Here is a 22,805-nt window from a genome sequence, read left to right on the forward strand (position 1 = left end):
CTGGGAACCTGACCGAGTTCGGAAGCTGACGCGCTCCGCGGCCGCCGTGGCACTCGCGCTTCTCGCGGTCTCCTGCGGCTCCGGAGACTCCGCCTCGCAGGTCGAGGGGCTATGTGGCCCGTCGGCGGACTCCGCGGCCGGGAAGTCGCTGCGCGAGGTACTCGAGACGGACGACTTCGCGGCCCGCGCCATGATGTCGGACGCGTACTTCGCGGAGCAGTTCAAGACGGACCTGAAGGAATGGCGGGGTGGCCCGGCGTCGACCTCGCCTTCCTTCCTGTGCAAGTTCCTGCCTGAGGACAGTGACCATCACGTCGTTCTCAGCTTCGCGTGGTCTCCCGCAGAGGAGCCCGCGAAGCAGAGCACGGAGGGCGACAAGGTCTACGACGTGAGCGGTGCCACTGGGTCGCCGGGCCACCTGGGCGCGGAGCTCTACACGCCGTGCACGCTGGGCGGTGAGTTGCGTGCGGCGTCACGTAAAGCCGTTCTCCGCGCCGATGCCACGCTCACGGTCAACCGAGGCAAGAACGTAGACCAGCAGAGGGAGGCGACTGAGCTGTCTTTCCTCTACCTCATGACGCGCGAGGTCACCAAGGCCCTGGACTGTCAGAACCAGCCGCTGGTGAAAGAGCCCGTGGTGAAGCCGTACTCCGCCATACGTTGAGAGGGATCATGCACCATCACCTGAAGCGCTGTGCCGTCGCGGCGGTCGGCGCCGTCGTCCTGTCCGCCCTGGTCGGCTGCGGAGGGACCAACGCCGGGGGCGGGGACTCCCTGAGCGTGGACCGGCTGATCACGCTCGCGGAGGAGGACGGGAAGGGCGGGTCCGACAGGTGCCCTCTCCCGTACGACGCCGGCAAGGCCGCCGACGCGGCGAAGGTCGAAGAGGCCATCGAGCCGGGTGCGGCCGGGGCGGAGGCGGGCGAGCCCGTCGCCACGGCCGAGGGCGGGAAGACCACGGATCCGCAGTCGGCGTGGGCGGGCAAGGGCGGTGCGCTCGTCACCTGCTCGTACCACGTCGGCAAGGAGGACCTGAAGGTCCTCACCGTCGGTGCGGAGGCGGGGAACAGCGTCAACATCATGCTGCCCACCATCCAGATGGCGGGCGGCATGAGCATGGACGAGGTGAAGCGCTACGCCGAGGCGGCCACGCAGGCGGAGACTGGAGAGGCCGTGCCCAGCCAGGGCGGAAACGTGGTGCTGGTCCGGCTCGACTCAGGCGGCAAGGGCGACGTCGCCATGACGTTGACCACCGGCGAGTCCGGCAAGACCTCGCTGAAGCCCGAGCAGGTCCTGGAGCTGGCGCGGACCTTCGCCGCGCAGGCGAAGTGAATCTGTTCGTCCGTCTGACAGCGGCCCGCCCGGGCCACGATCATTGACCCGCAACGACGCTGACGAAGGAGTACGGCCTGATGGGCACTCAGAGGGAGAAGGACGAGCTGTACGCGCTCGACATCAGCGGTGTGGAGTGGCTGGGCGCCCCGGGCACCAGCCCCGACGAGGAGCGCGTCGAGATCGCCCACCTGCCGGGCGGGGCGGTGGCGATGCGCTCCTCCCTGGACCCCGACACGGTGCTGCGCTACACCGAGGCCGAATGGACGGCGTTCGTCCTGGGTGCCAGGGACGGCGAGTTCGACCTGAAGTAGGCGGCCGGCCGGTCGGTTCGGAGACATGCGGAAGGGGCCCGTTCCCGGAGGAACGGGCCCCTTCCGCTACGTCGGCGAGGCCGAGACCGGTGAGGTCAGTAGGACTCGGTGAACAGCCGCGACGCCTTGACGTCCGTGGCGCGGTAGCTGTCCTTGCCCTGCTCGATCTGCTTGGCGACGAGCTCGAGGCGGTCCTTCATGTCCTCGGCACGCTTCTTGTACTTGCCCTGGAGGATGACGTACTCGCGGTGCGCGTCACCGTCCCAGGTGTCGGTGACGACCCGGAGGGCGGAGTTCATCTCCTCGAGGTCCTTGATGATGTTCTTCGAGACGAGCCGGAGACGGTTCGCCATCTCCTGGACGCTCTCGTACTTGACCTTGGTGTTCTGATCGATGCCGGACATCGTGGTGTTCTCCTCGGACTCAGACGTTGTTCAGCGCGGAATTGTTGGCCTTGAGGGTCTGGAACACCTCGTGGTCATTGGCGTTGCTGAGGTTCTTCGTCTCGCCCACCGCGTTGAGCAGCACGTTGAGCAGCCGGCGGATGGTGTCGTGGTCCTCGTTCAGGGTCGACTGGGCCGTCTTGAAGCCCGCCGCACCGGCACCCGTCCAGCCCGCGCTGACGGTCTCGAGGATGTTGGCCATCTCGCGGGCCTGCTTGGAGACCTCTTCACCCGTCTGCATGATCTTGTTCTTGGCCTGGGTTACCGGATCGTCGGCAAGTCCGAACCCACCTGCGGGCGTGCTCATGTGCTGCTCCTCATTGTCGGATGAAGTTCTTCACGCGCGTTGCTCGTAGCTACGCTCTCCTGTTGCGTATACCTGCCGCCACGACGACGCCGATGACGGCGACGACCGCGACGGCACTCGCGACGATGCCCCAGAGCGGAAATCCGCTCTCGTCGGGCCGGGCTGCCGACTCGGGCTTGTTCGGAGCCTGAGCCTGCCCGTTGCCGCTTGCCCCCGTGCTGTCAGGAGAGGGGGAAGTCGAAGGGGTGGGTGACTGACGCTTCTGCGCGGCGAGCAGCGGGTTCACGTTCGGGTCACCGGGGTTGCCCTTGCCCTCCAGGAGGACCTGGGCGGGGCGGACGGAGCCGTAACCGATGTACTTGCTGGGCACGGCGCCGACGTGGCCGGCGGTCTCCATCATGACGCGGAGGACCTGGTTGGCGGTCCAGTCTGGGTGGGCGGACCAGATGAGGGCGGCGGTGCCGGAGGCGATGGCGGTGGCCTGGCTGGTGCCTTCGAAAGCGCAGTATTTCGTCTTGTCGTTGGTGCAGCGGCCGGGGATCTCGACGCCTGGAGCAGCAATGGCGAGGTGAGACCCGTAGTTCGAGAACTTGGCGACCTTGCCCTTGGTGTCGAGCGCGCCGACTGCGATGACTCCGGGGATGGCGGCCGGGTACAACGGGATTTCCTTCCCCTCATTCCCAGACGCTGCGAAGATCAACGCGCCCTTCTTCTGGGCGTAGTCGACAGCCTGCTGCCAGTCCCGGTCCTCGGCGTCGTCGGCTGGACCAGCCGAGGAGATGTTGATCACGCGAGCCCCGTTGTCCACGGCGTAGCGAATCCCCTTCAGCGTCATGCTGTTCCCGAAGACGACGTAGTCACCGGTCTTGACCGGAAGGATCTTCGCTCCGGGGGCAATACCCTTCACTCCACCGTTGGTACCGCTGCCCGCGATCGCGATGGCCATATTGGTGCCGTGGCGATCGTCGTCCCGCCCGTCGATGCGGCCCGGTCCTCCTCCCGCGTCGGAGAAGTTCCGGCCTGGCAGCACCTTGCCTCGAAGCTCCGACACCGTGGAGTCGACCCCGGTGTCGAGGACAGCGACTGTCACGCCCTTGCCCGCTGCCACCTTCCACAACTCGTCCGCCTTCATGGCGTCCAGATACCACTGGCGCGACCGCATGTCCTCCGCCATCGCGGCCGGCGCCGCGACGGTCCACGTCGCGACGACGGCTGTCATCGCGCCGAGCAGGCCGACCGCACGGCGGCGCATGAGACGGGCAAGCGGGGACATCGGCGAAAGACTCCTAGTCGATGACGGGCGGGACGATCTGGCGCTGGCCCGGGGCCCACGTCTCCTCGTCCTCGGTCAGATAGTCGGGGCGACGGCGCGACGACCGCCGCTCCTCCTGGCCGGGCTCGGTGGAGCCGGGCGGACGGACCAGCCCGGTACCGCCCGGGGTGAAGGCCGAGCGTCCACCAGCCACGGACGCCCCCGGCGCCCCGACGGTTCCACCGGGCTGCACCGCCAGGCGACGGCCGGCCGTGCTGCCCGTACCTCCGCCCGGCGCTCCCTGCATGCCGGCACCGGGGCCGTGCATGCCTCCCGCGCCGCGCGGGATCTGACTGCCGCGCTCCTCGCCCACGACGGGGCCCATGGGCAGCCTCGGGGTGGTCAGGCCAGGACGACCGGGCACCTGACGGCCGCCCGTGATGCCCTCCACCGCGCGGGGCGGAGTGCCGAAGGGGCCGGTCGGGCCGGTCAGACCGGGACGCAGGGGCCCTGTCGAACCCATCGGCCCGGGGGTGGCCGGGCGAAGGACCGGACCACCCGTCGTCTGAGGGCCGATCGGCGGCGCCATCGGCGGCAGGGCGACGGGAGGGGGACCACCCGTCGTCACCGGCGGCGTGTTCGGCGGCTGCACCGTCGGACGGGTCGGTGTCTCCGGTGTAATCGTCACGGAGTCGAGGTTCGTGTCGACCTGGGACTCCGGCGGCAGCGCCACGGGCGGCGTCGGCGGGAGGATTACCGGGTCGGGGAAGTCCTCGGTACGGGCCGGAGAGGGCTTGTCGGCGCTGCGGAGCGACGCGGAGTCGCCATGCGTCGTGCCCGTTCCGTCAGAGGAGGCATAGTTCCTCTCGCTCCCGCCCGTACCGTAGGCACGTTCACCCGCATCTCGCCGGAACTCGACGGGCTTGAAATCCGGCTCCCGCTCCGCCGCCATCCGATTCCGCGACGCTTCGTAGTACGACGACAGCCGCTCCAGCTGCTGGATCGCCTCCTGGAGCTTCGGGCCGGTCTCCGACTCGAGACGGGCCTTCTCCTTCTCCGGGTCGGCGAAGCACATGCCCGCCGGCTTCGGCACCGCCGACTTCGCCTCGGACAGCGCCTGGCCCGCGCGCTGCATCTCGCTGGACACGACGCTGGTGTAGTCGCCGAGCACCAGTGTCTCGGAGACCATCCCCGCGCCCCAGGTGCGGAAAGCGGTGGCTCCTTCGCCCTCCCACTGGACACGGCTGATGTACGACCGCAGGTCGGCGGCGATGTCGAGAATCTTCGGCACCGCTGCCGACAGAGCCTGGGCGGTGGAGGTGATCTCCTCCGGCTTGGCCGACGCGATCATCGCGTACAGGGCGTCCAGGGACTTCCCCTCGAACTCTCCTGCCATGTTGCTGCAACTCCCCCGTTAGCTGAATCCGCCGGAATCCCCGGTGCCGCCCGCGTCCTTGGCAGGCTGCTGCGGCTTGTCGTCGCCCTGGCCGCCGGCCTGGCCGTCGGTGCCGTTCCGCTTCTCGTACTCGTCCTGATGGCGCTTCTGGATCGCGGCGTAGCGCTCGCGCTCCTCTTCGTCCACCCCGGTGTAGCCCTTGTCGGCGATGTTGGCCGCGATGCCCATCGCCTCCAGCGTCTCGCCGAAAGTCCTCGTCAGCTCTTCCAGCCTCGTCCGGACCTTCTCGTACGACGTGTGCAGTTCCGTCGCCGCGGCGAAGCCCGTGCCGTACGACGCCGCCGTGACCTTCTGCTCGCCGATCTTCTTGTGCTCGGCGGGCGAGCCCTTCAGTTCCTCGACGAGCTTCTGCATGCGGGTGTAGAAGCTCTGGAGAGTGACCTCTCCGACCTCAAGACCCTGCTTGCCGCCCCCGATCGGCGCTTCCACCTCAGTGCCCCCTCGTCACGTGAACTCTTGAACCACTCTAGCCATTTGGTACGACAGTTCCAACTGCAAAGCGCTGTTCGTCGGGACCCGGCTCACCGTGCCGGGCCGTGGCGGCGTCGGCTGTCGCGGATCACCGTCGCGGTCCCGGCGACCACCGCCACCAGTACTCCACCGATGCCCAGGGCGTAGGTGGCCAGCCGTTCCGTCCGTTCCTGCGGCGTCTCCGTCAGGGCCAGGTGGGCCGGTTCGGGGGCCGGGGGCTTCGGAGGGCCGGGGTCCGCTTTCGGGGCCGACTGGCGGACGGCGCCGTCGGCGAGGGCGCGGACCGGGTCGACGACTCCCCAACCCACGTGGTTGTCACGGCCGTTGATGGACCGTACCGCCGTCTGCTCGATACGGGCGACGATCTCGGCCGCGGTCCAGTCCGTGTGCTTGGCGCGCAGCAGGGCCGCGACGCCGGCGACGTACGGGGCGGAGAAGCTGGTGCCGTTGTCGACGCACTGGCCGCCGCCGGGGACGGTGGAGACCATGTCGACGCCGGGGGCGGCGACGCCCACGAAGGCGCCCGACTGGGAGAACGCGGCCCGTTCGTTGTTGCGGTCGGAGGAGGCGACGGCGAGCACCCCGGGGAAGGCCGCGGGGTAGGTGTTCTTCTGTTTGCCGTCCATACCGTCGTTGCCCGCGGAGGCGACGACGACGATGTCCTTCGCGAGCGCGCGGGCGACGGCCTTGGCCATCGTCGACTCGAGGCTCAGCGGCTGGGTCGTGTCCTGCGAGATGTTGATCACGTGGGCGCCCTTGGCGACGGCGTGGTCGATCGCCTGCGCCATCGTGTCGGACTTGCCGCTGTTCTTCTCGTCGTTCTGGCGGATCGGGATGATCGTGGCCTCGGGCGCGAGCCCGACGAAGCCGGTCCCGGCGCGGGGGCGGGCGGCGATGATGCCGGCGACCTTGGTGCCGTGGCCGACCTCGTCGACCGTGCCGTCGGTCTTGCCGCGCTTGTCGTCGCCGGGGCTCGGATTGTCCTTGTCGGGCTTCAGATAGTCCTTGCCCGCCTTGGCGTCCACCGCCGGCTTCAGCTGGGGGTTGACGTCGTCGACTCCGGTGTCGATGACCGCGACCCGGATGCCCTTGCCCTTGGTGTCCTGCCACAGCTCGTCCAGGAGCACCCGCTGGAGCGACCAGGGGATGCCCTCGATCTGCTTCTTCATGGGGAAGGTGCACTCGCCGCTGCCGTCGAGGCGAAGCCCGTCCACGGCCGGGCGGGGAGAACCGTCCCCGGCCGCGCGGGCAGGGCCGGCGTCCGCGGCGTGGGCCGTCGCGGGAGGCAGGGCCAGCAGGCCCGTCAGGGCGGTGGCGGTGAGGAGGGCCGCCTTCCGGTACCGGTACGTCACCACTGCCACTCCCCTACGAACCCTGCGGCTGACGGGCGCTGTTGGTGTCGAGTCGCGGTCCCTTGGACAGGAACTCGGACCACGCGATCGGGACGAGGACCGGTGTGACCTTCTCGTAGCCCAGACGCGTCTGCGCCTCGCTCGGTTCCGGGCGGCCGTCGGTCTGCTTCTGCTGGTCGCCGGTGCCGATGTCGGAGCGGGCGGCGTCGCTGTCGCCGTTGGCCTGGACCGCGTAGCGCAGTCCGGTGTCGGTGACGAGGAAGAGGGAACCGTCGGGCCGGGTCTGGTTGCCCTGGACCTGGGTGTAGAGGAGGCCGCTGCCGGGCGTCACGTACGTGCTGGTGCCGCCGGCGGTGATCTCGGCCGGGTACTTCGTGCCCGCCCAGGTGGTGAGGGTGGTGGCGCCCTTGTCGTCCACGCTGTTGAGGACGCTGCACACGGTGTCGCGGGCGCCCGCGCCGCTGACGGCGTTGACCTGGGTGGACTTGCGGGACGGCCAGCGGTACTGGGCGCCGAAGGTGGTGGCGTCCGGGGTGAGGGAGGCGGCGTCGACCGCGGTGGCCTTGCCGTCCATGTCGAGGGTGTCGGTCTGCGGGGAGTTGATCAGCAGCCAGGCGGCGAACTCGGAGACCGGCTGCGCCTTGCCCGGCATGACGACGTAGTGCTGCGGCCCCGAGCCGGTCTGCGCCAGCAGGACCATGCCGACCCGGTCCTCGGTCCTGCTCAGCCCGCCGCCGAGGCCTGCCGGGTCGCCGACCTTGCCGGCGATCCGCGGGAACTCCAGGGGGCTGCCGGTGTGCAGGGTGGCGAGCCAGTCGTCGGTGACGGACTGGGGTTCCTTGTGGAGGCCGACGAGTGCGGTGGTGAGGCCGGCCGACTCATCGGGCGTCCCCGGCACCAGGTACTTCGTACCGGTGTGGTCGATGAGGTAACGCGCGCTGTCCTTCTGCCCCTTGACGTACATGACCTGGCCGTCGGCGAGCTTCTGGCCCGCGCCCTCGGTGCGGGCGAAGTCGCGCTGGGAGAAGACGAAGGTGGCCTTCTGGACGCTGGAGCCCGCGCCGCCGCCGGGCTGTTCGCAGACGGCCCAGCGCTTGGGGGTCCCGGCCTCGCCCGCGGCGGGCAGCCGGTCGGGGGCGTAGGGGATGCCGAGGATGGGTCCGCGCGGCGGGTTGCCCTTGTCGAGCGTCGCGTCGTCGACCTGGATGACGGAGAACTTCTGCGGGGTGAGGAGCAGCCGGGCCGAGGCGAGGTTGAGGACGGGGTGCAGCAGCGTCTTCCTGTTCTTGCCCTTGCCGGTGGAGAGCACGACATAGCGGGTGGTCGACTGCTTGCCGACGATCACCTTGGTGCCGGGCTCGTCCCAGCCCTTGGGCGCCTTGGGGCTGAACATGCCCCAGGCGCCGAACCCCGCCAGCACCAGCGCGCCGATGACGAGGCCGGGGACGACCGCGCGCAGCGGCTTCGGCGCTCCCTCCTCCGTCCCCGAGGGAGAAGGTTGGAGGAATGCGGCCACCGTGCGCTTCTTCGCAAAGGTGTACGCGTTGAGCTCATCCCGCCGTGATGCCATGAGTCCCCATTTATTCGTCAGACGCAGTCTTCACACGAGAGCCCGGGGAGCATGGCACCCGGGCTCCGGCTGTCGGACCGGCCCCCTACTATGCCTGCTGTCCGGTGGCGCTTGTGGGGCGGGTAGGGTGATCCAGCCGCCAAAGCCCTGGCGGGCCAGGGTGATCGGGACGAATTGGGGGGATTCTCCATGATGGCATCCGCGACGCGGACGCGGCACGCGGCGGCCGCGGCCCCCGCCCCCGTCCCGGGGCACGCGGCGAGCGGAACGCCCGCCGCCGCCTCGGTCTCGCCACGGCTCCAGGCGCGGCCCGGACACTTCGGATCGTTCCGATTGCAACAGCTCGTCCTGATCGAGGTCGCGGCGGCGCTGCTGCTCGTGGCCTGGGTCGTCGAGCCGTTGCTCCTGGTCCCCGCCGGTGTGGTCGCCGCGCTGCTCGTGCTGCTGGCGGTGGTGCGCAGGCACCGCCGTTCGATGCCGGAGTGGCTGGGCACCTTCCTCGCCCTGCGCGCGCGGGCCCGGCGGGCCGCCTCGTTCGTCGTGCCGGAGGGCACCGAGCCGGGTCTCGCGCCGCTCGTGGAGTGCGATCCGGCGCTGCGGACGTACGCGTACAGCGACCGGGACCGGCGTCCGGTGGGCCTGATCGGGGACGGCACCTTCCTCACGGTGCTGGTGCGGGTCGAGTCGGAGGCGACGGCGCTGCGTCCGGACCGCTCGGCGCGGCCGCTGCCGGTGGCGCTGATACGGGACGTGCTGGAGGTGGACGGCATCCGGCTGGAGTCGGCGCAGATCGTCCAGCACACCCAGCCGGCGCCCGCCCCTCACCTGCCCGCCCAGTCGATGGCGGCCCGCAACTACGGTCCCCTGCAGGCGCAGACCGGCTCCCCGGCGCTCCGCATCACCTGGATCGCGCTGAAGCTGGACCCCGAGCTGTGCCCGGAGGCGGTCGCCGCGCGCGGTGGCGGCATGGAGGGCGCGCAGAAGTGCGTGGTGCGGGCGGCGGACCAGCTGGCGAGCCGGCTGGCGGGCGCCGGGTTCAAGGCGACGGTCCTCACCGAGCAGGAGCTGACGGCGGCGATCGCCACGTCGTCGTGCGCGAGCCCGATGGCCATCGCGCAGGCCGGCCGGGGGCAGGCGCAGGCGCGCCGCACCCAGGAGACGGCCCGGACGTGGCGGGTGGACGACCGGCGGCACACGACCTACTGGGTGGGGCGCTGGCCCCAGCTGGGCGGCGGGGGCGCGGGCGCGTCGATGCCGCAGCTGGTCGCCCTGCTGACCTCGCTGCCCGCCCTGGCGACGACGTTCAGTCTCACGCTGAGCGGTGGTGACCGGCAGGAGGTGACGGTGGCCGGGCACGTACGCATCACCGGGCGCAGCGACGAGGAGCTGGTGGCCGCCCGGCACGAACTGGAGCGCGCGGCGCGCGGGGTACGGACCGGGCTCGTGCGGCTGGACCGCGAACAGGTGCCGGGGATGCTGGCCTCGCTGCCGCTGGGAGGTGCGCGCTGATGTCCCTGACGAAGCCTCGGTTCGGGTTCGGTCTTATCGGGCCGCGCCGCGACCGTCACGCGGTGCCGCTGGAACAGCTGGGCGCCCTGGGTCTGCCGGTCGGTGACGACGGCATGGTCATCGGCGTGGACGCCGAGGGCCGCCCCGCGGTGCTGGGCATCAACCGCCCCACTCCGTACGACGTGACGCTCATCGGCGGCCTGTGGACGGCGCAGGTGATGGCGCTGCGCGCCGCGGCGACGGGGGCGCGGGTCGCCGTGGAGACGGGCCGGGCGCCCGCGTGGACGACGCTGGCGCAGGCCGCGGGCGGCGGTCAGCCGTGCATCACGCTGCATGACGTCGGGCGGGTCCCGCCGCAGGGCGCCTCGGCCGGCAGCCCGGTGGTCGTGGTGCGGGACTGCGGGATGCGGCCGCCGCGCGGCCGGGTGGTGTCGGGGCCGTGGCAGTCGGTGGTGACGCTGCTGCCGTACCTGAGCCCGGTGGCGCCGCGTCTGCTGGAGAAGTCCTCGCTGGTCGGTGTGCAGCGGGTGTCCCCGGACGAGGCCGTGCAGATCGGCCGCATCATGGGGCTGCCGCGCGGGGAGTCGGAGGCGCTGTCGACGCTCGCCGACGGTGTGACGCTCTGGTGCACGGCGGGCGACCGGCAGTTCGTCATGACGCAGGCGACGGACGCCGAGACCGGATTGTTGGGCAGCGCCCGACGCATGGACTGACCCCGGCCGGATCCGCACGACTTCTTCACGTACGTCCGTCTTCTTGCCCATGTTCCTCACCGTTCGGCCATCCCGAGGCTCACTCCGCGATGTGGGGAGGTCACATGGGGGCGGGACGTGACCTGCGGGTGGGCGGGGGCGGGACTCCGCCCTGCCCCATCGACTCTGTTGGCGATTAGGGTGGGAAGGCCCGCCCACGACGGCACACGGGTGCGCGACCACACCAGGAGGCAAAGTGAACGGCGATCGGGACGAGATCCGCGGGGGCTGGAATCCGCCCGTCGACGATCAGTCCGACGCGGATCCCGCCGAGATGACGGGTGAGTTCACCATCGACTACACCCCTCCGGCGTGGTACACGCAGAACGCGTCGGGCAGCGGAGGTGCGGCGGGCGCGGCCCCGCCGCCGCCTACCGGGGCGCCGGTCGCGGTGCCGCGGATCCCTTCCGGCAGCGGTTACGAGCCGCAGTGGGCGCCGGCGCCGGCTCCGTCCACGCCTCCGGTGGCTCCGCACGCTGCCGTTCCGGCCCAGGGTGAGGACCGGGACCGGGATCAGGACCAGGCGTCGACTCCGCCCCCGGCTCAGGCCCCTGCCCCTGCCCCTGCCCAGGTTCAGCCCCCGGCTCAGGTTCAGCCCCCGGCTCAGGCTCCGGCGGACGGCGGCTCGTTCGGGAACGGGGATCTGGAGAGCGGCGCGACGATGCGCTTCTCCCCCGCCTCGCTGAAGCGTGAGATGGCGGAGATCGCCGAACGCGCGGAGAACGCCCGCGCCGAGGAGAACACCTCCCCGGGCCCGTCGGCGGAGGGCGGGGCGCCCGTCCCGCCGCCCGGGGCCGAGGCCTCCACCGCTTCCGACGCCGCCTCGGCGCGGCCCACGGAGGAGAGCCCCGCCCCGACGGGCTCCCCGGCGGAGTCCCCGGTGGTGGCCGCCACCCCTGGCGCCGCCTCCGAGAGCGGCGCCGACGCCGTCGAGGGGGGCCTCGACACGACGGCCCCCGCCGAGGCGTCCGGCGTGCCGGAGCAGCCCACCGAGGGTGACGGCCCCGAGGCCGCCGCCGAGGACGAGCGGACCGCCGCGTCCGCCGACGACGAGGCCGCCCCGGCCGCCGTCGGGCCCGCGCCCGAAGAGCCGGGCAGCTCCGACCACTCCGCCCCGGCCGAGGCGCCTACCGCCGCACCGCAGGACGCCGTCCCCACCACCGCCGACGCCGCCCCTTCGGCCGAGCCCGCGGCCCCGCAGGACGGTGCTCCCGCCGCGCCTGCCGCCGCGCCCGAGCAGTGGAGCCCCGGTGCCGCCCCGCAGGGCGCGGGCGCCGGACTGCCGCCGCTGCCGCCGTCGTTCCAGCCCGCGGCGCCCACGGCCGCACCGCAGTGGCCCGCACCGCCGGAGGGCGGTGCCGTGCCGCCCGCCGCGCCCCTGCCGGCCGCCGCGTCCTGGCCCCCTCCGACGACGCCGGGTGCCCCGGCGCCCGTACCGCCGCAGGCCGCGCCCGGCGGGTACGGCTTCCCCCACCCCGGCGCCCAGCCCCTGCCCGCGCCTGCTCCCGCGCCCGTGCCCCAGCAGGCCTCGGCGCCGGACCCCAACGCGTCGGTGCCTCCGGGCGGTTACGGCTTCCCGCCGCCCGGCCCGGGACAGCAGCCCGGCGCCCCCGCGGCCCCCGCTCCGGCCCCGGCCGGCTACGGCTTCCCGCACCCCGGGACCGCCCCGCAGGCCGGCACCGCCCCGGCGCCCCAGGGCGGCTACGGCTTCCCGCCGCCCGGCCCGGGACAGCAGCCCGGCACGCCTGCGGCCCCCGCTCCGGCCCCGGCCGGCTACGGCTTCCCGCACCCCGCCGCGGCCCAGCAGCAGCCCGGCGCCCCCACGGCCCCCGCTCCGGCTCCCGCCGGCTACGGCTTCCCGCATCCGGGGGCCCAGGCCGGTCCCGGGCAGATGCCGCCGGCCGCGCAGCAACCGGCCGCGTATCAGGCGCCCCCGCAGCAGGCGACGCAGCAGCCGTCCGTACCCCACCAGTCGGGTCAGCCGCAGCCGGATCAGCAGGGCCACGGCCACCAGCCGCCGGTGGACCCGCGGACCGGGGCGGCCTGGCCCACGGCGGTCACGCACGACCAGCGCGAGCGTTCCGTGCCGGGCGCCCCGCTCGGGTACAACGCCGCCGTGGAGCTCTCCTCCGACCGGCTGCTGCGCAACAACAAGCAGAAGGCCAAGTCGAGCCGGACGCCCGGTGCCGCCTCCCGCTTCAAGCTCGGCGGCAAGAAGGAGGAGGCCGAGCGGCAGCGCAAGCTCGACCTGATCCGCACGCCGGTCCTGTCCTGCTACCGCATCGCGGTCATCTCCCTCAAGGGCGGTGTCGGCAAGACCACGACGACCACCGCGCTGGGCGCGACGCTCGCCACCGAGCGGCAGGACAAGATCCTGGCCATCGACGCCAACCCGGACGCCGGCACGCTCGGCCGCCGGGTGCGGCGCGAGACCGGGGCCACCATCCGTGACCTCGTGCAGGCGATCCCGTACCTGCACTCGTACATGGACATCCGCCGCTTCACCTCGCAGGCGCCCTCCGGCCTCGAGATCATCGCCAACGACGTGGACCCGGCCGTCTCCACGACGTTCAACGACGAGGACTACCGCCGGGCGATCGACGTCCTGGGCAAGCAGTACCCGATCATCCTCACCGACTCGGGCACCGGCCTCCTCTACAGCGCGATGCGCGGTGTGCTCGACCTCGCCGACCAGCTGATCATCATCTCGACGCCCTCCGTCGACGGCGCCTCCAGCGCCTCGACCACGCTCGACTGGCTCTCCGCCCACGGGTACGCGGAGCTGGTGCAGCGCTCGATCACGGTGATCTCGGGGGTCCGCGAGACCGGCAAGATGATCAAGGTCGACGACATCGTGCAGCACTTCCAGACCCGCTGCCGCGGTGTCGTCGTGGTGCCGTTCGACGAGCACCTGGCGGCGGGCGCCGAGGTCGACCTCGACATGATGCGGCCGAAGACCCGCGAGGCGTACTTCCACCTGTCCGCGATGGTCGCCGAGGACTTCGTCCGGGCGCAGCAGGCGCAGGGGCTGTGGACCGGTGACCCCCAGGGCGGCATGCCGCCGCACATGGCCCCGCCGATGCCGGGTCAGCCGCAGCCGTATGCGCAGCAGGTGCCGCAGCCGGGGGCGCCCGTCCCGGGGCAGCCGTACGCGCCCCAGGCTCCGCAGCCGGGACAGCCGTACGGCGCGCAGCCGGGCCACCCCGGACAGCCGTACGGCGCCCAGCCGGACGGGCACGGACAACCGGGGGCACACGGGCAGCCGGGACTGCCGTACGCCCAGCAGGGGCCGGCGCAGCCGTACGCCCCGCAGCCGCCCTACCCGCAGCAGCCGGGCGGGCAGGCTCCGCACCCCGCGCAGCAGCCCGGCGTGCCCCAGGGCTGGCAGCAGCAGCCTCCGGCGGCGGCGCAGCCGGGGGCCGAGGTGCCGGACGGTCAGGTCCCGCCGGCCGGGTGGCAGCAGCAGCCCCCGCAGGCGCCGCCAGCCCCTCAGCAGTAAGGCGTCAGAGGTTTGGACCAATGAGGCTCCGCATCGGCTCTCCGGTGCGGAGCCTCTTCGCATTCCCGCAGTACACAAGGGGTTTGAGTCATCGTTGACGCCGCTCGGCCACGCTGATAGACCTTCGCTTCACCAGTTGGCGCCCAAAGATCCACGACGCGAGGTCACGTCCATGGTCATGGTCACGAAGGTTCCGCCCCGCCCGGTCGCCCCCCGCCGACGCCCCAGACCTCCCCGGCTCCGCCGGCTCCTCCTCGCCGCCGGTGTCGCCGCCACCGCGCTTGCCGTGCCGCCGGCAGCCGCCCAGGCCGCCCCGCCCGCCGCGGACGATCCGAAGGCCGGCGGCACCACGCTCACCCTGGCGGTCTCGCAGAGCGTCGACTCCCTGAGCCCGTTCCTCGCCCAGAAGCTCGTCTCGACCACCGTCCACCGGCTGGCCTACGAGTACCTCGTCAACTACGACGCGAAGGACGCCACGCCCATCCCGGGCTTCGCGACCGCGTGGAAGTCCTCGCCCGACAAGCTGACCTGGACGTACTCCATCCGTACGGACTCGAAGTGGTCCGACGGGAAGCCGGCGACGGCGGAGGACGCCGCCTGGACCTTCACCACGATGATGACCGACGAGAACGCCGCCACCGCGAACGGCAGCTTCACGTCCAACTTCAAGAAGGTCACGGCCCCCGACCCGCGGACGCTCGTCATCGAGCTGAAGAAGCCGCAGGCGACGATGACGGCGCTCGACGTGCCGATCGTGCCCAAGCACGTCTGGGAGAAGGTCGGGGACTTCTCGACGTTCAACAACGACAAGCAGTTCCCGATCGTCGGCAACGGCCCCTTCGTCATCACCGACTACAAGGTCGACCAGTACATCAAGCTGAAGCCGAACAAGGGCTTCTGGCGGGGTGCGCCGAAGTTCGACGAGCTGGTCCTGAAGTACTACAAGGACGGTGACGCGGCCGTCGCCGCGCTGCAGAAGGGCGAGGTGTCCTTCGTACCGAACCTGACGCCCGCTCAGGCCGCGGCGCTGAAGTCGGCGAAGAACATCAAGGTGAACGACGCGCCCGGTCGCCGCTTCTTCGCGCTGGCCACCAACCCCGGGGCGCGGGCGAAGGACGGGAAGACCTTCGGCAACGGCCACAAGGCGCTCCTCGACCCGGCCGTCCGCAAGGCGCTGTTCCTGGCCGTGGACCGCACGACGATCGTCGACAAGGTCTTCCAGGGACACGCCGTCGAGGGCGAGGGGTACATCCCGCCGCGCTTCGGGCAGTACTTCTGGAAGCCCGCGGCCGGGCAGCGGCTCGGCTACGACCCTGCGAAGGCGGCGCTCCTCCTCGACCGGGCCGGGTACCGGAAGAACGCCGACGGCAAGCGGGTCGGCAAGGACGGCAGGCCGCTGGACTTCCGCATCCTGTGCCACGCCACCGACCCCAACGACAAGGCGGTCGGGAAGTACCTCCAGGAGTGGTGGGGCGCGCTCGGCATCGGGCTGAAGGTGGAGTGCCTCGACAACGTCGGCGACCCGTGGACGAAGGGAGACTACGACCTCGCCTTCGACGGCTGGTCGGTCAACCCGGACCCGGACTACGTCCTGTCGATCCACACCTGCGGCACGCTGCCCGCCACGCCGAAGGACACCGGGGCCACCGACAACTTCATCTGCGACCCGCGGTTCGACGCGCTCTACGCGCGGCAGTCGGCGGAGTACGACGCCGCCAAGCGGGCGGATCTGGTCAAGGAGATGCAGTCACGGCTGTACGACACCGGGTACATGAACGTCATGGCGTATCCGAACGCCCTCGAGGCGTACCGCACCGACCAGATCGCGTCCCTCACGACCATGCCGGAGGCCGCCGGCAATCTCTGGGGGCAGGACGGCTACTGGAGCTGGTGGTCGGCCGTGCCGGCCTCCACAACGGCCGGTGCCGAGGGCTCGGAGGCGGGCTCCTCGACCACGCTCTGGCTGGTCCTCGGCCCGGCGGCGCTCGTCCTGGTCGCCGTCGGCGTCTGGGCCGGCGTCCGGCGCCGTGCCACCGCCGACGACCGCGAGTAGCGGCGTGACGACGGCAGGCGCCCCCGCCGACGTGGCGCGGACCGTACCGGTCCGCGCCACGGACGGCGGTTCCCGCACCGGTTCCGCCCTCGGCTATCTCCGTCACGCGGCGGGCAAGCTGGGCGGCGCGCTCGTCTCGCTGCTCGCCGTGCTCGTCACCAGCTTCTTCCTCTTCCGGATCATCCCCGGTGACCCGGTCAAGGCGATGACGCACGGCGTACCGACGTCGGCCGAGCAACTGGCGACCCTGCGCCGGCAGTTCGGGCTCGATCTGCCGCTGTGGCAGCAGTTCACGGAGTACTGCGCCAAGGCGCTGAGCGGCGACCTGGGGACCTCGTACCAGTTCCACGCCCCGGTCGGCGAGCTGATCGTCCAGAAGCTGCCCGCGACGCTGCTGCTGACGGGCGTGGCGGTCACGCTCTACTCGGCGCTCGGGCTCTGGCTCGGCACCCGCTCCGCGTGGAACCACGGCCGGCTCGGCGACAAGCTGAACACCGGCCTGGCGCTGACCCTCTGGTCGGTGCCGTCCTTCTGGCTCGGCCTGCTGCTGATCATCGTGTTCTCGGTCGGCGTCGGCCCGCTCCCGGGGCTCTTCCCGACCGGCGGCATGGAATCCGGCACGGGCGAAACCGGCTTCGCCTATGTCCTCGACGTCGCCCACCACATGGTGCTGCCGGTCCTCACCCTGGTCGCGGTCGGCTACGCCCAGACGCTGCTGGTGATGCGCTCCTCGCTCCTCGACGAGATGGGCGGGGACTATCTGACGACGGCCCGGGCGAAGGGGCTGCGCGACGACGCCGTGCGCCGTCGGCACGCCGTGCCGAACGCCCTGCTGCCGACCGTCACCATGGTCTTCATCAACCTCGGCCATGTGGTGGCCGGCTCGATCCTGGTCGAGACGGTGTTCTCCTGGCCGGGTCTGGGAGGGCTGTTCTACCAGGCGCTCAGCGTGCCCGACCTGCCGCTGGTGCAGGGCCTGTTCGTGGTGTTCGCGGGGGCGATGATCGTGGCGAACCTCGTCGCCGACCTGCTCTATCCGCTGCTCGACCCCCGGGTGGGCCGATGACGACCTCCGTCCCTTCTCTGACCTGGGCGCGGCGGCGGAACGCCGTGTCCCGCTTCTGGCGGCAGTACCGCGGCCACCGCGCCGGGCTCTACGGCCTGGCGGGGCTCGCCCTGATCGCGGCCCTGGCCCTCCTCGCGCCGCTGACGGTCGGCGCCGACGTGCAGTCGGTGACGAACGCGCCGGGCACGGCCATGGAATCGCCGAGCGCCGCGTTCCCGCTCGGGACGGACCAGTTCGGGCGCTCGCTGCTCGGGCTGCTGGTCTGGGGGGCGAGGATCTCGCTCCTCGTCGGGCTGCTGGCGGCGGCGCTCTCGGTCGCCATCGGCACGGTGGTCGGCATCGTCGCGGGCCACTACGGCGGCTGGTTCTCGACGGTGGTCATGCGGATCACCGACTGGTTCCTGGTGATGCCGACGCTCGTCCTGGCGATCGTGCTGGCGACGGTGATGTCCCGGTCGATGTGGACGGTGGTCCTGGCGATCGGGGTGACGAGCTGGCCGACGACCGCCCGGCTGGTGCGCGCGCAGACCATCGCGGTGGAGTCCCGCCCGTACATCGAGCGGGCCCGGGCGCTGGGCGGCGGGCACGGGCACGTCATGAGCCGGCACGTGCTGCCCAACGTGATGCCGCTGGTGCTGGCGCAGACCACGCTCGGGATCTCGACGGCGATCCTGACGGAGGCGACGCTGGCGTTCCTGGGGCTGGGCGATCCGACCGTGGTGTCGTGGGGCGGCATGCTGCAGGACGCGCGGGAGGCGGGCGCGGTCTCGTCCGGCCACTGGTGGTACCTGGCCCCGCCGGGTGTCGCGATCGCGCTGGTCGCGCTGGCCTTCACGCTGTGCGGCCGGGCGATCGAGTCCGTACTCAACCCGAAGCTGGGGGTGGGGCGTTGAGCCTCCTGGAGATCCGCGATCTGAGGGTGACGTACGGGTCGGGGGCGTCCGCGGTCCCCGCCGTCCGGGGGGTCGACCTGTCGCTGGCCGCCGGGCGGAAGCTGGGGGTGGCGGGCGAGTCGGGGTGCGGGAAGTCGACGATGGCGCTCGCGCTGCTGCGTCTGCTGCCGCCGTCGGCGCGGCTGACGGGCGAGGTCCTGCTCGACGGCGAGGACGTCCTGACCATGCGGTGGGGCCGGCTGCGGGCGGTGCGGTGGGCGGGGGCGTCGATCGTCTTCCAGGGCGCGATGCACTCGTTGAACGCGGTGCGGCGGATCGGCGAGCAGATCGCCGAGCCGATGCTGGTGCACGGGCGCGCGACGCCGGCGGCGGCGCGGACGCGGGCCGGTGGGCTGCTGGAGCAGGTGGGACTGCCGGCGGCGCGGGCGGCCGCGTACCCGCACGAGCTGTCCGGCGGGCAGCGCCAGCGGGTGATGATCGCGATGGCGTTGGCCTGCGATCCCCGGCTGATCGTGGCGGACGAGCCGACGACCGCGCTGGACGTGATGATCCAGGCGCAGATCCTGCGGCTGATCGGGCGGCTCGTCGACGACGAGGACATCGGCCTGCTGATGATCAGTCACGATCTGGCGGTGCTCGCCGACACCTGCGACCGGCTCGCGGTGATGTACGCCGGCCGGGTGGTGGAGGAGGGCCCGGCGCGGTCGGTGTACGACGCGGCCGAGCATCCGTACGGGCGGGCGCTGTCCTCGGCGTTTCCGAGGATCGGCGACCCGGCGTCGCGGCGGGCGCCGCGCGGGCTGCCGGGCGATCCCCCCGATCCGGCGGAGCTGCCGGGCGGGTGCGCGTTCCATCCGCGCTGCCCGGTGGCGGTGGAGGTGTGCGGGGAGCGGGACCAGGAACTGCGGGAGGCGGGCGCGGAGCGCCGGGCCGCCTGCGTGCACGTCGGGAGTGGCTCATGAAACCGCTGAAGCCGGACACGTCGCCGCTGGAGTCCTCGCCGTCGGGGGCGGTGCCGCTCCAGGAGGCCGCGGCGGGCCCTGAGGCCGGGGCGGCCACGGTCCCTGAGGCCGGGGCGGGCCTGGCTCCGGAGGCGGCCGGATCGCGTCCGCTGCTCTCCGCGCGCGGGCTGCGGATCGTCTTCCCCGGGCGGCGCGGCGGGCCGGCCGCGCGGGCCGTGGACGGGGTGGACCTGGACATCGGCGCGGGCGAGATCGTGGCGCTGGTCGGCGAGTCGGGGTGCGGCAAGACGACGCTGGCCCGGTCGCTGCTCGGCCTGGTGCGGCCCACGGCCGGGACGATCGAATTCGCCGGTGAGCCGCTGTCGTACGGCTCCCGCGCCCTGAGGGCGTACCGGAAGCGGGCCCAGCTGGTCCTACAGGATCCGAGCGGTTCGCTGAATCCGCGTCACACGGTGTACGACGCGGTGGCGGAGGGGCTGCGGATCCACCGGTACGGCGGGGACGAACGGGCCGCCGTCGCCGAGGCGCTCGCGCGGGCCGGGCTGCGGCCGCCGGAGCGCTTCTTCCTGCGCTATCCGCACGAGCTGTCGGGCGGGCAGCGGCAGCGGGTCGTCATCGCGGGGGCGCTGGTGCTGGAGCCCGAGCTGATCGTGGCCGACGAGCCGGTGGCCTCCCTGGACGCGTCGGTACGCGGGGAGATCCTGGCGCTGCTGCTTCGGCTGCGGGACGAGCTGGGCCTCTCGGCGCTGGTCGTGACGCATGACCTGGGCCTCGCGTGGAACATCGCGGACCGGGTGGCGGTGATGTATCTGGGGCGGATCGTGGAGACCGGCTCGGTGGAGTCGGTCCTGACCGCGCCGAGGCATCCGTACACCCGGGCGCTGCTGTCGGTGCTCCCGGAGTCCGGGGGCGAACCGGTGGTGCTGACCGGCGAACCCCCGGACCCCTCCCGGATCCCGTCCGGCTGCCGCTTCCACGCCCGCTGCCAGGTCCTCGCCTCGGGCGAGGCCTCCCCGGTCGCCGACCGCTGCCGCACGGAGGACCTGCCGGTCCTGCCCGGCGGCGGCGGTGGACGCCGGGTGGCGTGCCACTGGGTGACGAGCCAGGGCCCGCCGGAGGACTGACCCCCGGCCGCCGGGCGGGCCGGGAGGCGCGCCGGACGGAGGGGTGTTCCGGCGGGCGGGGCCGTACGGGATCGCTCCCGCGGGCGGTCGGGGGGCTTACGGCTGGGTCGGCTTCTGGTTCGCGGGGGCGACCGGCCGGGACGGGGCGTCAGGCTGGGAAGCCGGACCGGTGGGCCGCCCGCCGGCGGGGGCGTCGGGCTGGGAAGCCGAGCCGCTCGGCCGCCCACCCGCGGGGGCATCGGGCTGCGAGCCCGGGCCGGTCGGCCGCCCGCCCGCAGGGGCGTCGGGCTTGGACGTGCTCTCCCCCGCCGCCGCGGGAAGCGTTTCGCAGGAGCTGATGGACGTGCGCGTGGAGACCGACTTCACGAGGCAGGTGTCCTTGCCGACGCCGGCGTCCACGGTCCCCCAGTGCTCGCCGACGACCAGGGTCGCTCCGCCCGGGCCGCTGATCCTGTCGTCGCCGGGGCCGGCCTGGATCAGACCGCCCGACTCCGGGCCGAGGGCCTGGGCCTCGATGGTGTCGTTCTCGCTGCCGCCGAGGACGCGTCCGGAGAAGTCGATGATCCCGGTCCGGATGGTGTCGACGCCGTCGTTGCCGGTGACGATCCCGCCGCCGCGGTTGAAGGTGCCGGGTGCGCCGGATACCGAACCGGTGGTGATCCTGTCGTCGCCGTCGTCGCCGTGGACGATCGCGCCGAGCCGCGCCCCGTCGCCTCGCACGCTGGCCACGCGGATGACGTCGTTGCCGCGGTTGCCCCGGACCATGCTGAAGGTGGTCTGGGGAACCAGGTGCTTGGTGCGGATGGTGTCGTCGCCCTCGCCGCCGGTCACGGCGGAGTCGATGACCAGGCCGCGGACCTCGATGGTGTCGTCGCCCCCGCCGCCCGAGACGGTGACGCCGTTCAGGTCGCTGTCGCAGAGGATGTCGTCGCCCCGCGGGGTGCCGTCGACCTGGTCCCCGGCCGGGGCGGGGACGCCGTTCACCCAGCACTGGTGCATGGGGACGCGGCCCTGGTGCGGGGCCGACGCCTGCGCGGGCGCTCCGGCCACGGACACGGCGACGACGCCCGCGAGCAGCGCGGTCATCGCGGCGGGACCGCGAACGGCCTTGCGGAGGGGCGACGGGGTGACGTCGGACATGGCGTGGGTCTCCTTCGCGGAAGGACGGGACGGGCAACGGGGGAACGCGCGGTGCCAGGGCCAGGGCCCGCGAGCCGGCATGCTCCGGACACGACCTAGGTGGCCGGGACGGCCGCGGGGCGCGCCGCGGGCGGGTGGCCGATGATCCGGCGGGCGTTGAGGTCGGATTCCAGGGAGGGCGCGGGGGGCCTGGTCCACCGTCCGAGGCACATCTCCGCGGTGATGCCGGGGCCGAAGCCGGCCATGATGCCGCGGGCTCCCTCGGACAGGCCGCCTTCGTCGAAGAACCGGCGCGCCGCGTCCAGGACGACGGCGCTGGCGATGTTGCCGTACTCCGTGAGGGTGGCCCGGCTGAACCGGAAGGCGTCCGGCGGGACTTCGAGGAAGTGGCTGAGGTCGTCCAGGATCCTCGGGCCGCCCGCGTGGATGAGGTAGAAGTCCAGGTCGTCGGCGTCCCAGCCGTGCGTACCGGCGATCTCCCGCAGCGCCGGGGCCAGCGGCTCCATGGTGGTCGGCACCCGCTTGTCGAGGAGGAAGTGGAAGCCGGTGGATCGGACGCTGTACGCGATCCAGTCCTCGGTGTCGGGGACCAGGTAGGAGGTGTTGCGCTCCAGGGCGATCCCGGTGCCGCCGCGGCCTCGTACGACCGCCGAGGCGACCGCGTCGCCGAAGAGACCGTTGCAGAGCAGCGAGCCCACGTCGAGGTCGGTGGGCTGGTAGCAGAGCGAGCAGAACTCGCAGGAGACGATCAGGACGTTGGCGTCCGGGTACGCGAGGCAGAAGTCGTGGGCCCGGTTGACGGCTGCGCCGCCGGCCGCGCAGCCGAGCTGGGCGATGGGCAGCTGCCGGGTGTTGCCGGGGAAGCCCATGGTGTTGATCAGCCAGGCCGTGAGCGAGGGCATCATGAACCCCGTGCACGACACGTAGACGATCATGTCGATGTCGGCGGGGCGCAGCTCGGCGTTGCGCAGGGCCTCCTGGACGACGCTCGGGACGCGGGCCTTCGCCTCGATCTCGTAGCGCTCGTTGCGTTCCTGGAAGCCGGGGTGTTCCAGGGTCGCCTCGATGGGCTGGACGAGGTGCCGCTGGGCGACGCCGGTGTTCTCGATCAGCCGGAGCGCCAGCGGGAGTTGGGGGTGATCGGCGTGACGCGAGCGGGCGAGGTCGAGCGTCTCCTCCCTTGTGATCACGTACTCGGGCACGGCCACCGCGGGCTTGCACAGAGTCACCACGAGACTCGCTCCTTTGCAGGTCTACCGAACTGCCGCCACACTCGCCCGGGGCGTGCGGCCCCGCAACCGCGCGGGCCG

At 72.4% G+C, this 22,805-nt stretch carries 20 protein-coding genes; 11 read left to right on the forward strand and 9 right to left on the reverse strand.

Annotation, left to right across the window (positions count from 1 at the left end):
* The first annotated feature begins 46 nt into the window (after window positions 1-46).
* The 3 genes from ACFZBD_RS10225 (at window position 47) to ACFZBD_RS10235 (ending at window position 1,646) form a co-directional block, all read left to right on the forward strand.
* Complete coding sequence (locus ACFZBD_RS10225) at window positions 47-664, forward strand: hypothetical protein (protein ID WP_391138640.1); 618 nt, start codon at window positions 47-49, stop codon at window positions 662-664.
* Between the two features lie 8 nt (window positions 665-672).
* Window positions 673-1,332, forward strand: a complete 660-nt coding sequence (locus ACFZBD_RS10230; RefSeq protein WP_391138642.1) for a hypothetical protein — start codon at window positions 673-675, stop codon at window positions 1,330-1,332.
* A gap of 80 nt (window positions 1,333-1,412) precedes the next feature.
* Entirely contained in the window at window positions 1,413-1,646 is a 234-nt protein-coding gene (locus tag ACFZBD_RS10235; protein WP_391138644.1) for a DUF397 domain-containing protein, read from the forward strand.
* A gap of 95 nt (window positions 1,647-1,741) precedes the next feature.
* Here ACFZBD_RS10235 and ACFZBD_RS10240 read toward each other — a convergent pair whose 3' ends face one another.
* From ACFZBD_RS10240 to eccB, 7 genes are all read right to left on the reverse strand, one after another.
* Window positions 1,742-2,050, reverse strand: a complete 309-nt coding sequence (locus tag ACFZBD_RS10240; protein WP_391138646.1) for a WXG100 family type VII secretion target — start codon at window positions 2,048-2,050, stop codon at window positions 1,742-1,744.
* A gap of 19 nt (window positions 2,051-2,069) precedes the next feature.
* Entirely contained in the window at window positions 2,070-2,396 is a 327-nt protein-coding gene (locus tag ACFZBD_RS10245) for a WXG100 family type VII secretion target (protein ID WP_365721481.1), read from the reverse strand.
* Between the two features lie 49 nt (window positions 2,397-2,445).
* Window positions 2,446-3,669 carry a S8 family serine peptidase gene (locus ACFZBD_RS10250; RefSeq protein ID WP_391138648.1) on the reverse strand — a complete coding sequence of 408 codons (1,224 nt, stop codon included), beginning with the start codon at window positions 3,667-3,669 and terminating at the stop codon, window positions 2,446-2,448.
* A 13-nt stretch (window positions 3,670-3,682) separates the two neighbouring features.
* Window positions 3,683-5,044, reverse strand: coding sequence for a hypothetical protein (locus ACFZBD_RS10255; RefSeq protein WP_391138650.1), 1,362 nt, complete (start codon window positions 5,042-5,044; stop codon window positions 3,683-3,685).
* 18 nt (window positions 5,045-5,062) lie between these two features.
* Entirely contained in the window at window positions 5,063-5,533 is a 471-nt protein-coding gene (locus ACFZBD_RS10260) for a hypothetical protein (RefSeq protein WP_391138652.1), read from the reverse strand.
* A gap of 92 nt (window positions 5,534-5,625) precedes the next feature.
* Window positions 5,626-6,927 (reverse strand): type VII secretion-associated serine protease mycosin, encoded by a 1,302-nt coding sequence (mycP, locus tag ACFZBD_RS10265; protein ID WP_391138654.1) that lies wholly within the window; start codon window positions 6,925-6,927, stop codon window positions 5,626-5,628.
* Between the two features lie 13 nt (window positions 6,928-6,940).
* Entirely contained in the window at window positions 6,941-8,497 is a 1,557-nt protein-coding gene (gene eccB / locus ACFZBD_RS10270; RefSeq protein ID WP_391138656.1) for a type VII secretion protein EccB, read from the reverse strand.
* A 192-nt stretch (window positions 8,498-8,689) separates the two neighbouring features.
* On the opposite strand from eccB, the gene eccE reads away from it, so the two are divergent.
* The 8 genes from eccE to ACFZBD_RS10310 all read left to right on the forward strand — a co-directional run bounded on the left by eccE (window position 8,690) and on the right by ACFZBD_RS10310 (window position 20,355).
* Window positions 8,690-10,006: a type VII secretion protein EccE gene (gene eccE, locus ACFZBD_RS10275; RefSeq protein WP_391139641.1), complete on the forward strand. Its 1,317-nt coding sequence runs from the start codon at window positions 8,690-8,692 to the stop codon at window positions 10,004-10,006.
* On the forward strand, window positions 10,006-10,719 hold the full coding sequence (locus tag ACFZBD_RS10280; RefSeq protein WP_391138658.1) for a hypothetical protein: 714 nt from the start codon (window positions 10,006-10,008) through the stop codon (window positions 10,717-10,719). The genes eccE and ACFZBD_RS10280 overlap by 1 nt, the downstream gene beginning before the upstream one ends.
* 235 nt (window positions 10,720-10,954) lie before the next feature.
* Window positions 10,955-14,257 (forward strand): SCO5717 family growth-regulating ATPase, encoded by a 3,303-nt coding sequence (locus tag ACFZBD_RS10285; protein ID WP_391138660.1) that lies wholly within the window; start codon window positions 10,955-10,957, stop codon window positions 14,255-14,257.
* A 178-nt stretch (window positions 14,258-14,435) separates the two neighbouring features.
* Window positions 14,436-16,310, forward strand: a complete 1,875-nt coding sequence (locus tag ACFZBD_RS10290) for an ABC transporter substrate-binding protein (protein ID WP_391139643.1) — start codon at window positions 14,436-14,438, stop codon at window positions 16,308-16,310.
* A gap of 4 nt (window positions 16,311-16,314) precedes the next feature.
* The gene (locus ACFZBD_RS10295; protein ID WP_391138662.1) at window positions 16,315-17,376 is read left to right on the forward strand and encodes an ABC transporter permease subunit; all 1,062 of its coding nucleotides are present in this window, start codon (window positions 16,315-16,317) and stop codon (window positions 17,374-17,376) included.
* Window positions 17,373-18,269 carry an ABC transporter permease subunit gene (locus ACFZBD_RS10300; protein ID WP_391138664.1) on the forward strand — a complete coding sequence of 299 codons (897 nt, stop codon included), beginning with the start codon at window positions 17,373-17,375 and terminating at the stop codon, window positions 18,267-18,269. The genes ACFZBD_RS10295 and ACFZBD_RS10300 overlap by 4 nt, the downstream gene beginning before the upstream one ends.
* Window positions 18,266-19,231 (forward strand): oligopeptide/dipeptide ABC transporter ATP-binding protein, encoded by a 966-nt coding sequence (locus ACFZBD_RS10305; protein ID WP_391138666.1) that lies wholly within the window; start codon window positions 18,266-18,268, stop codon window positions 19,229-19,231. The genes ACFZBD_RS10300 and ACFZBD_RS10305 overlap by 4 nt, the downstream gene beginning before the upstream one ends.
* Window positions 19,228-20,355: an oligopeptide/dipeptide ABC transporter ATP-binding protein gene (locus tag ACFZBD_RS10310; protein WP_391138668.1), complete on the forward strand. Its 1,128-nt coding sequence runs from the start codon at window positions 19,228-19,230 to the stop codon at window positions 20,353-20,355. Before ACFZBD_RS10305 ends, ACFZBD_RS10310 begins: the two co-directional genes overlap by 4 nt.
* 96 nt (window positions 20,356-20,451) lie before the next feature.
* On the opposite strand, the gene ACFZBD_RS10315 is transcribed toward ACFZBD_RS10310, so the two are convergent.
* Together ACFZBD_RS10315 and ACFZBD_RS10320 are read right to left on the reverse strand one after the other, a co-directional pair.
* Window positions 20,452-21,495, reverse strand: coding sequence for a hypothetical protein (locus tag ACFZBD_RS10315; RefSeq protein ID WP_391138670.1), 1,044 nt, complete (start codon window positions 21,493-21,495; stop codon window positions 20,452-20,454).
* A gap of 95 nt (window positions 21,496-21,590) precedes the next feature.
* Window positions 21,591-22,727 (reverse strand): 3-oxoacyl-[acyl-carrier-protein] synthase III C-terminal domain-containing protein, encoded by a 1,137-nt coding sequence (locus ACFZBD_RS10320; protein WP_391138672.1) that lies wholly within the window; start codon window positions 22,725-22,727, stop codon window positions 21,591-21,593.
* Window positions 22,728-22,805 lie beyond the last annotated feature (78 nt).

The organism is Streptomyces sp. NPDC008121 (assembly GCF_042957155.1).
GTDB lineage: Bacteria > Actinomycetota > Actinomycetes > Streptomycetales > Streptomycetaceae > Streptomyces.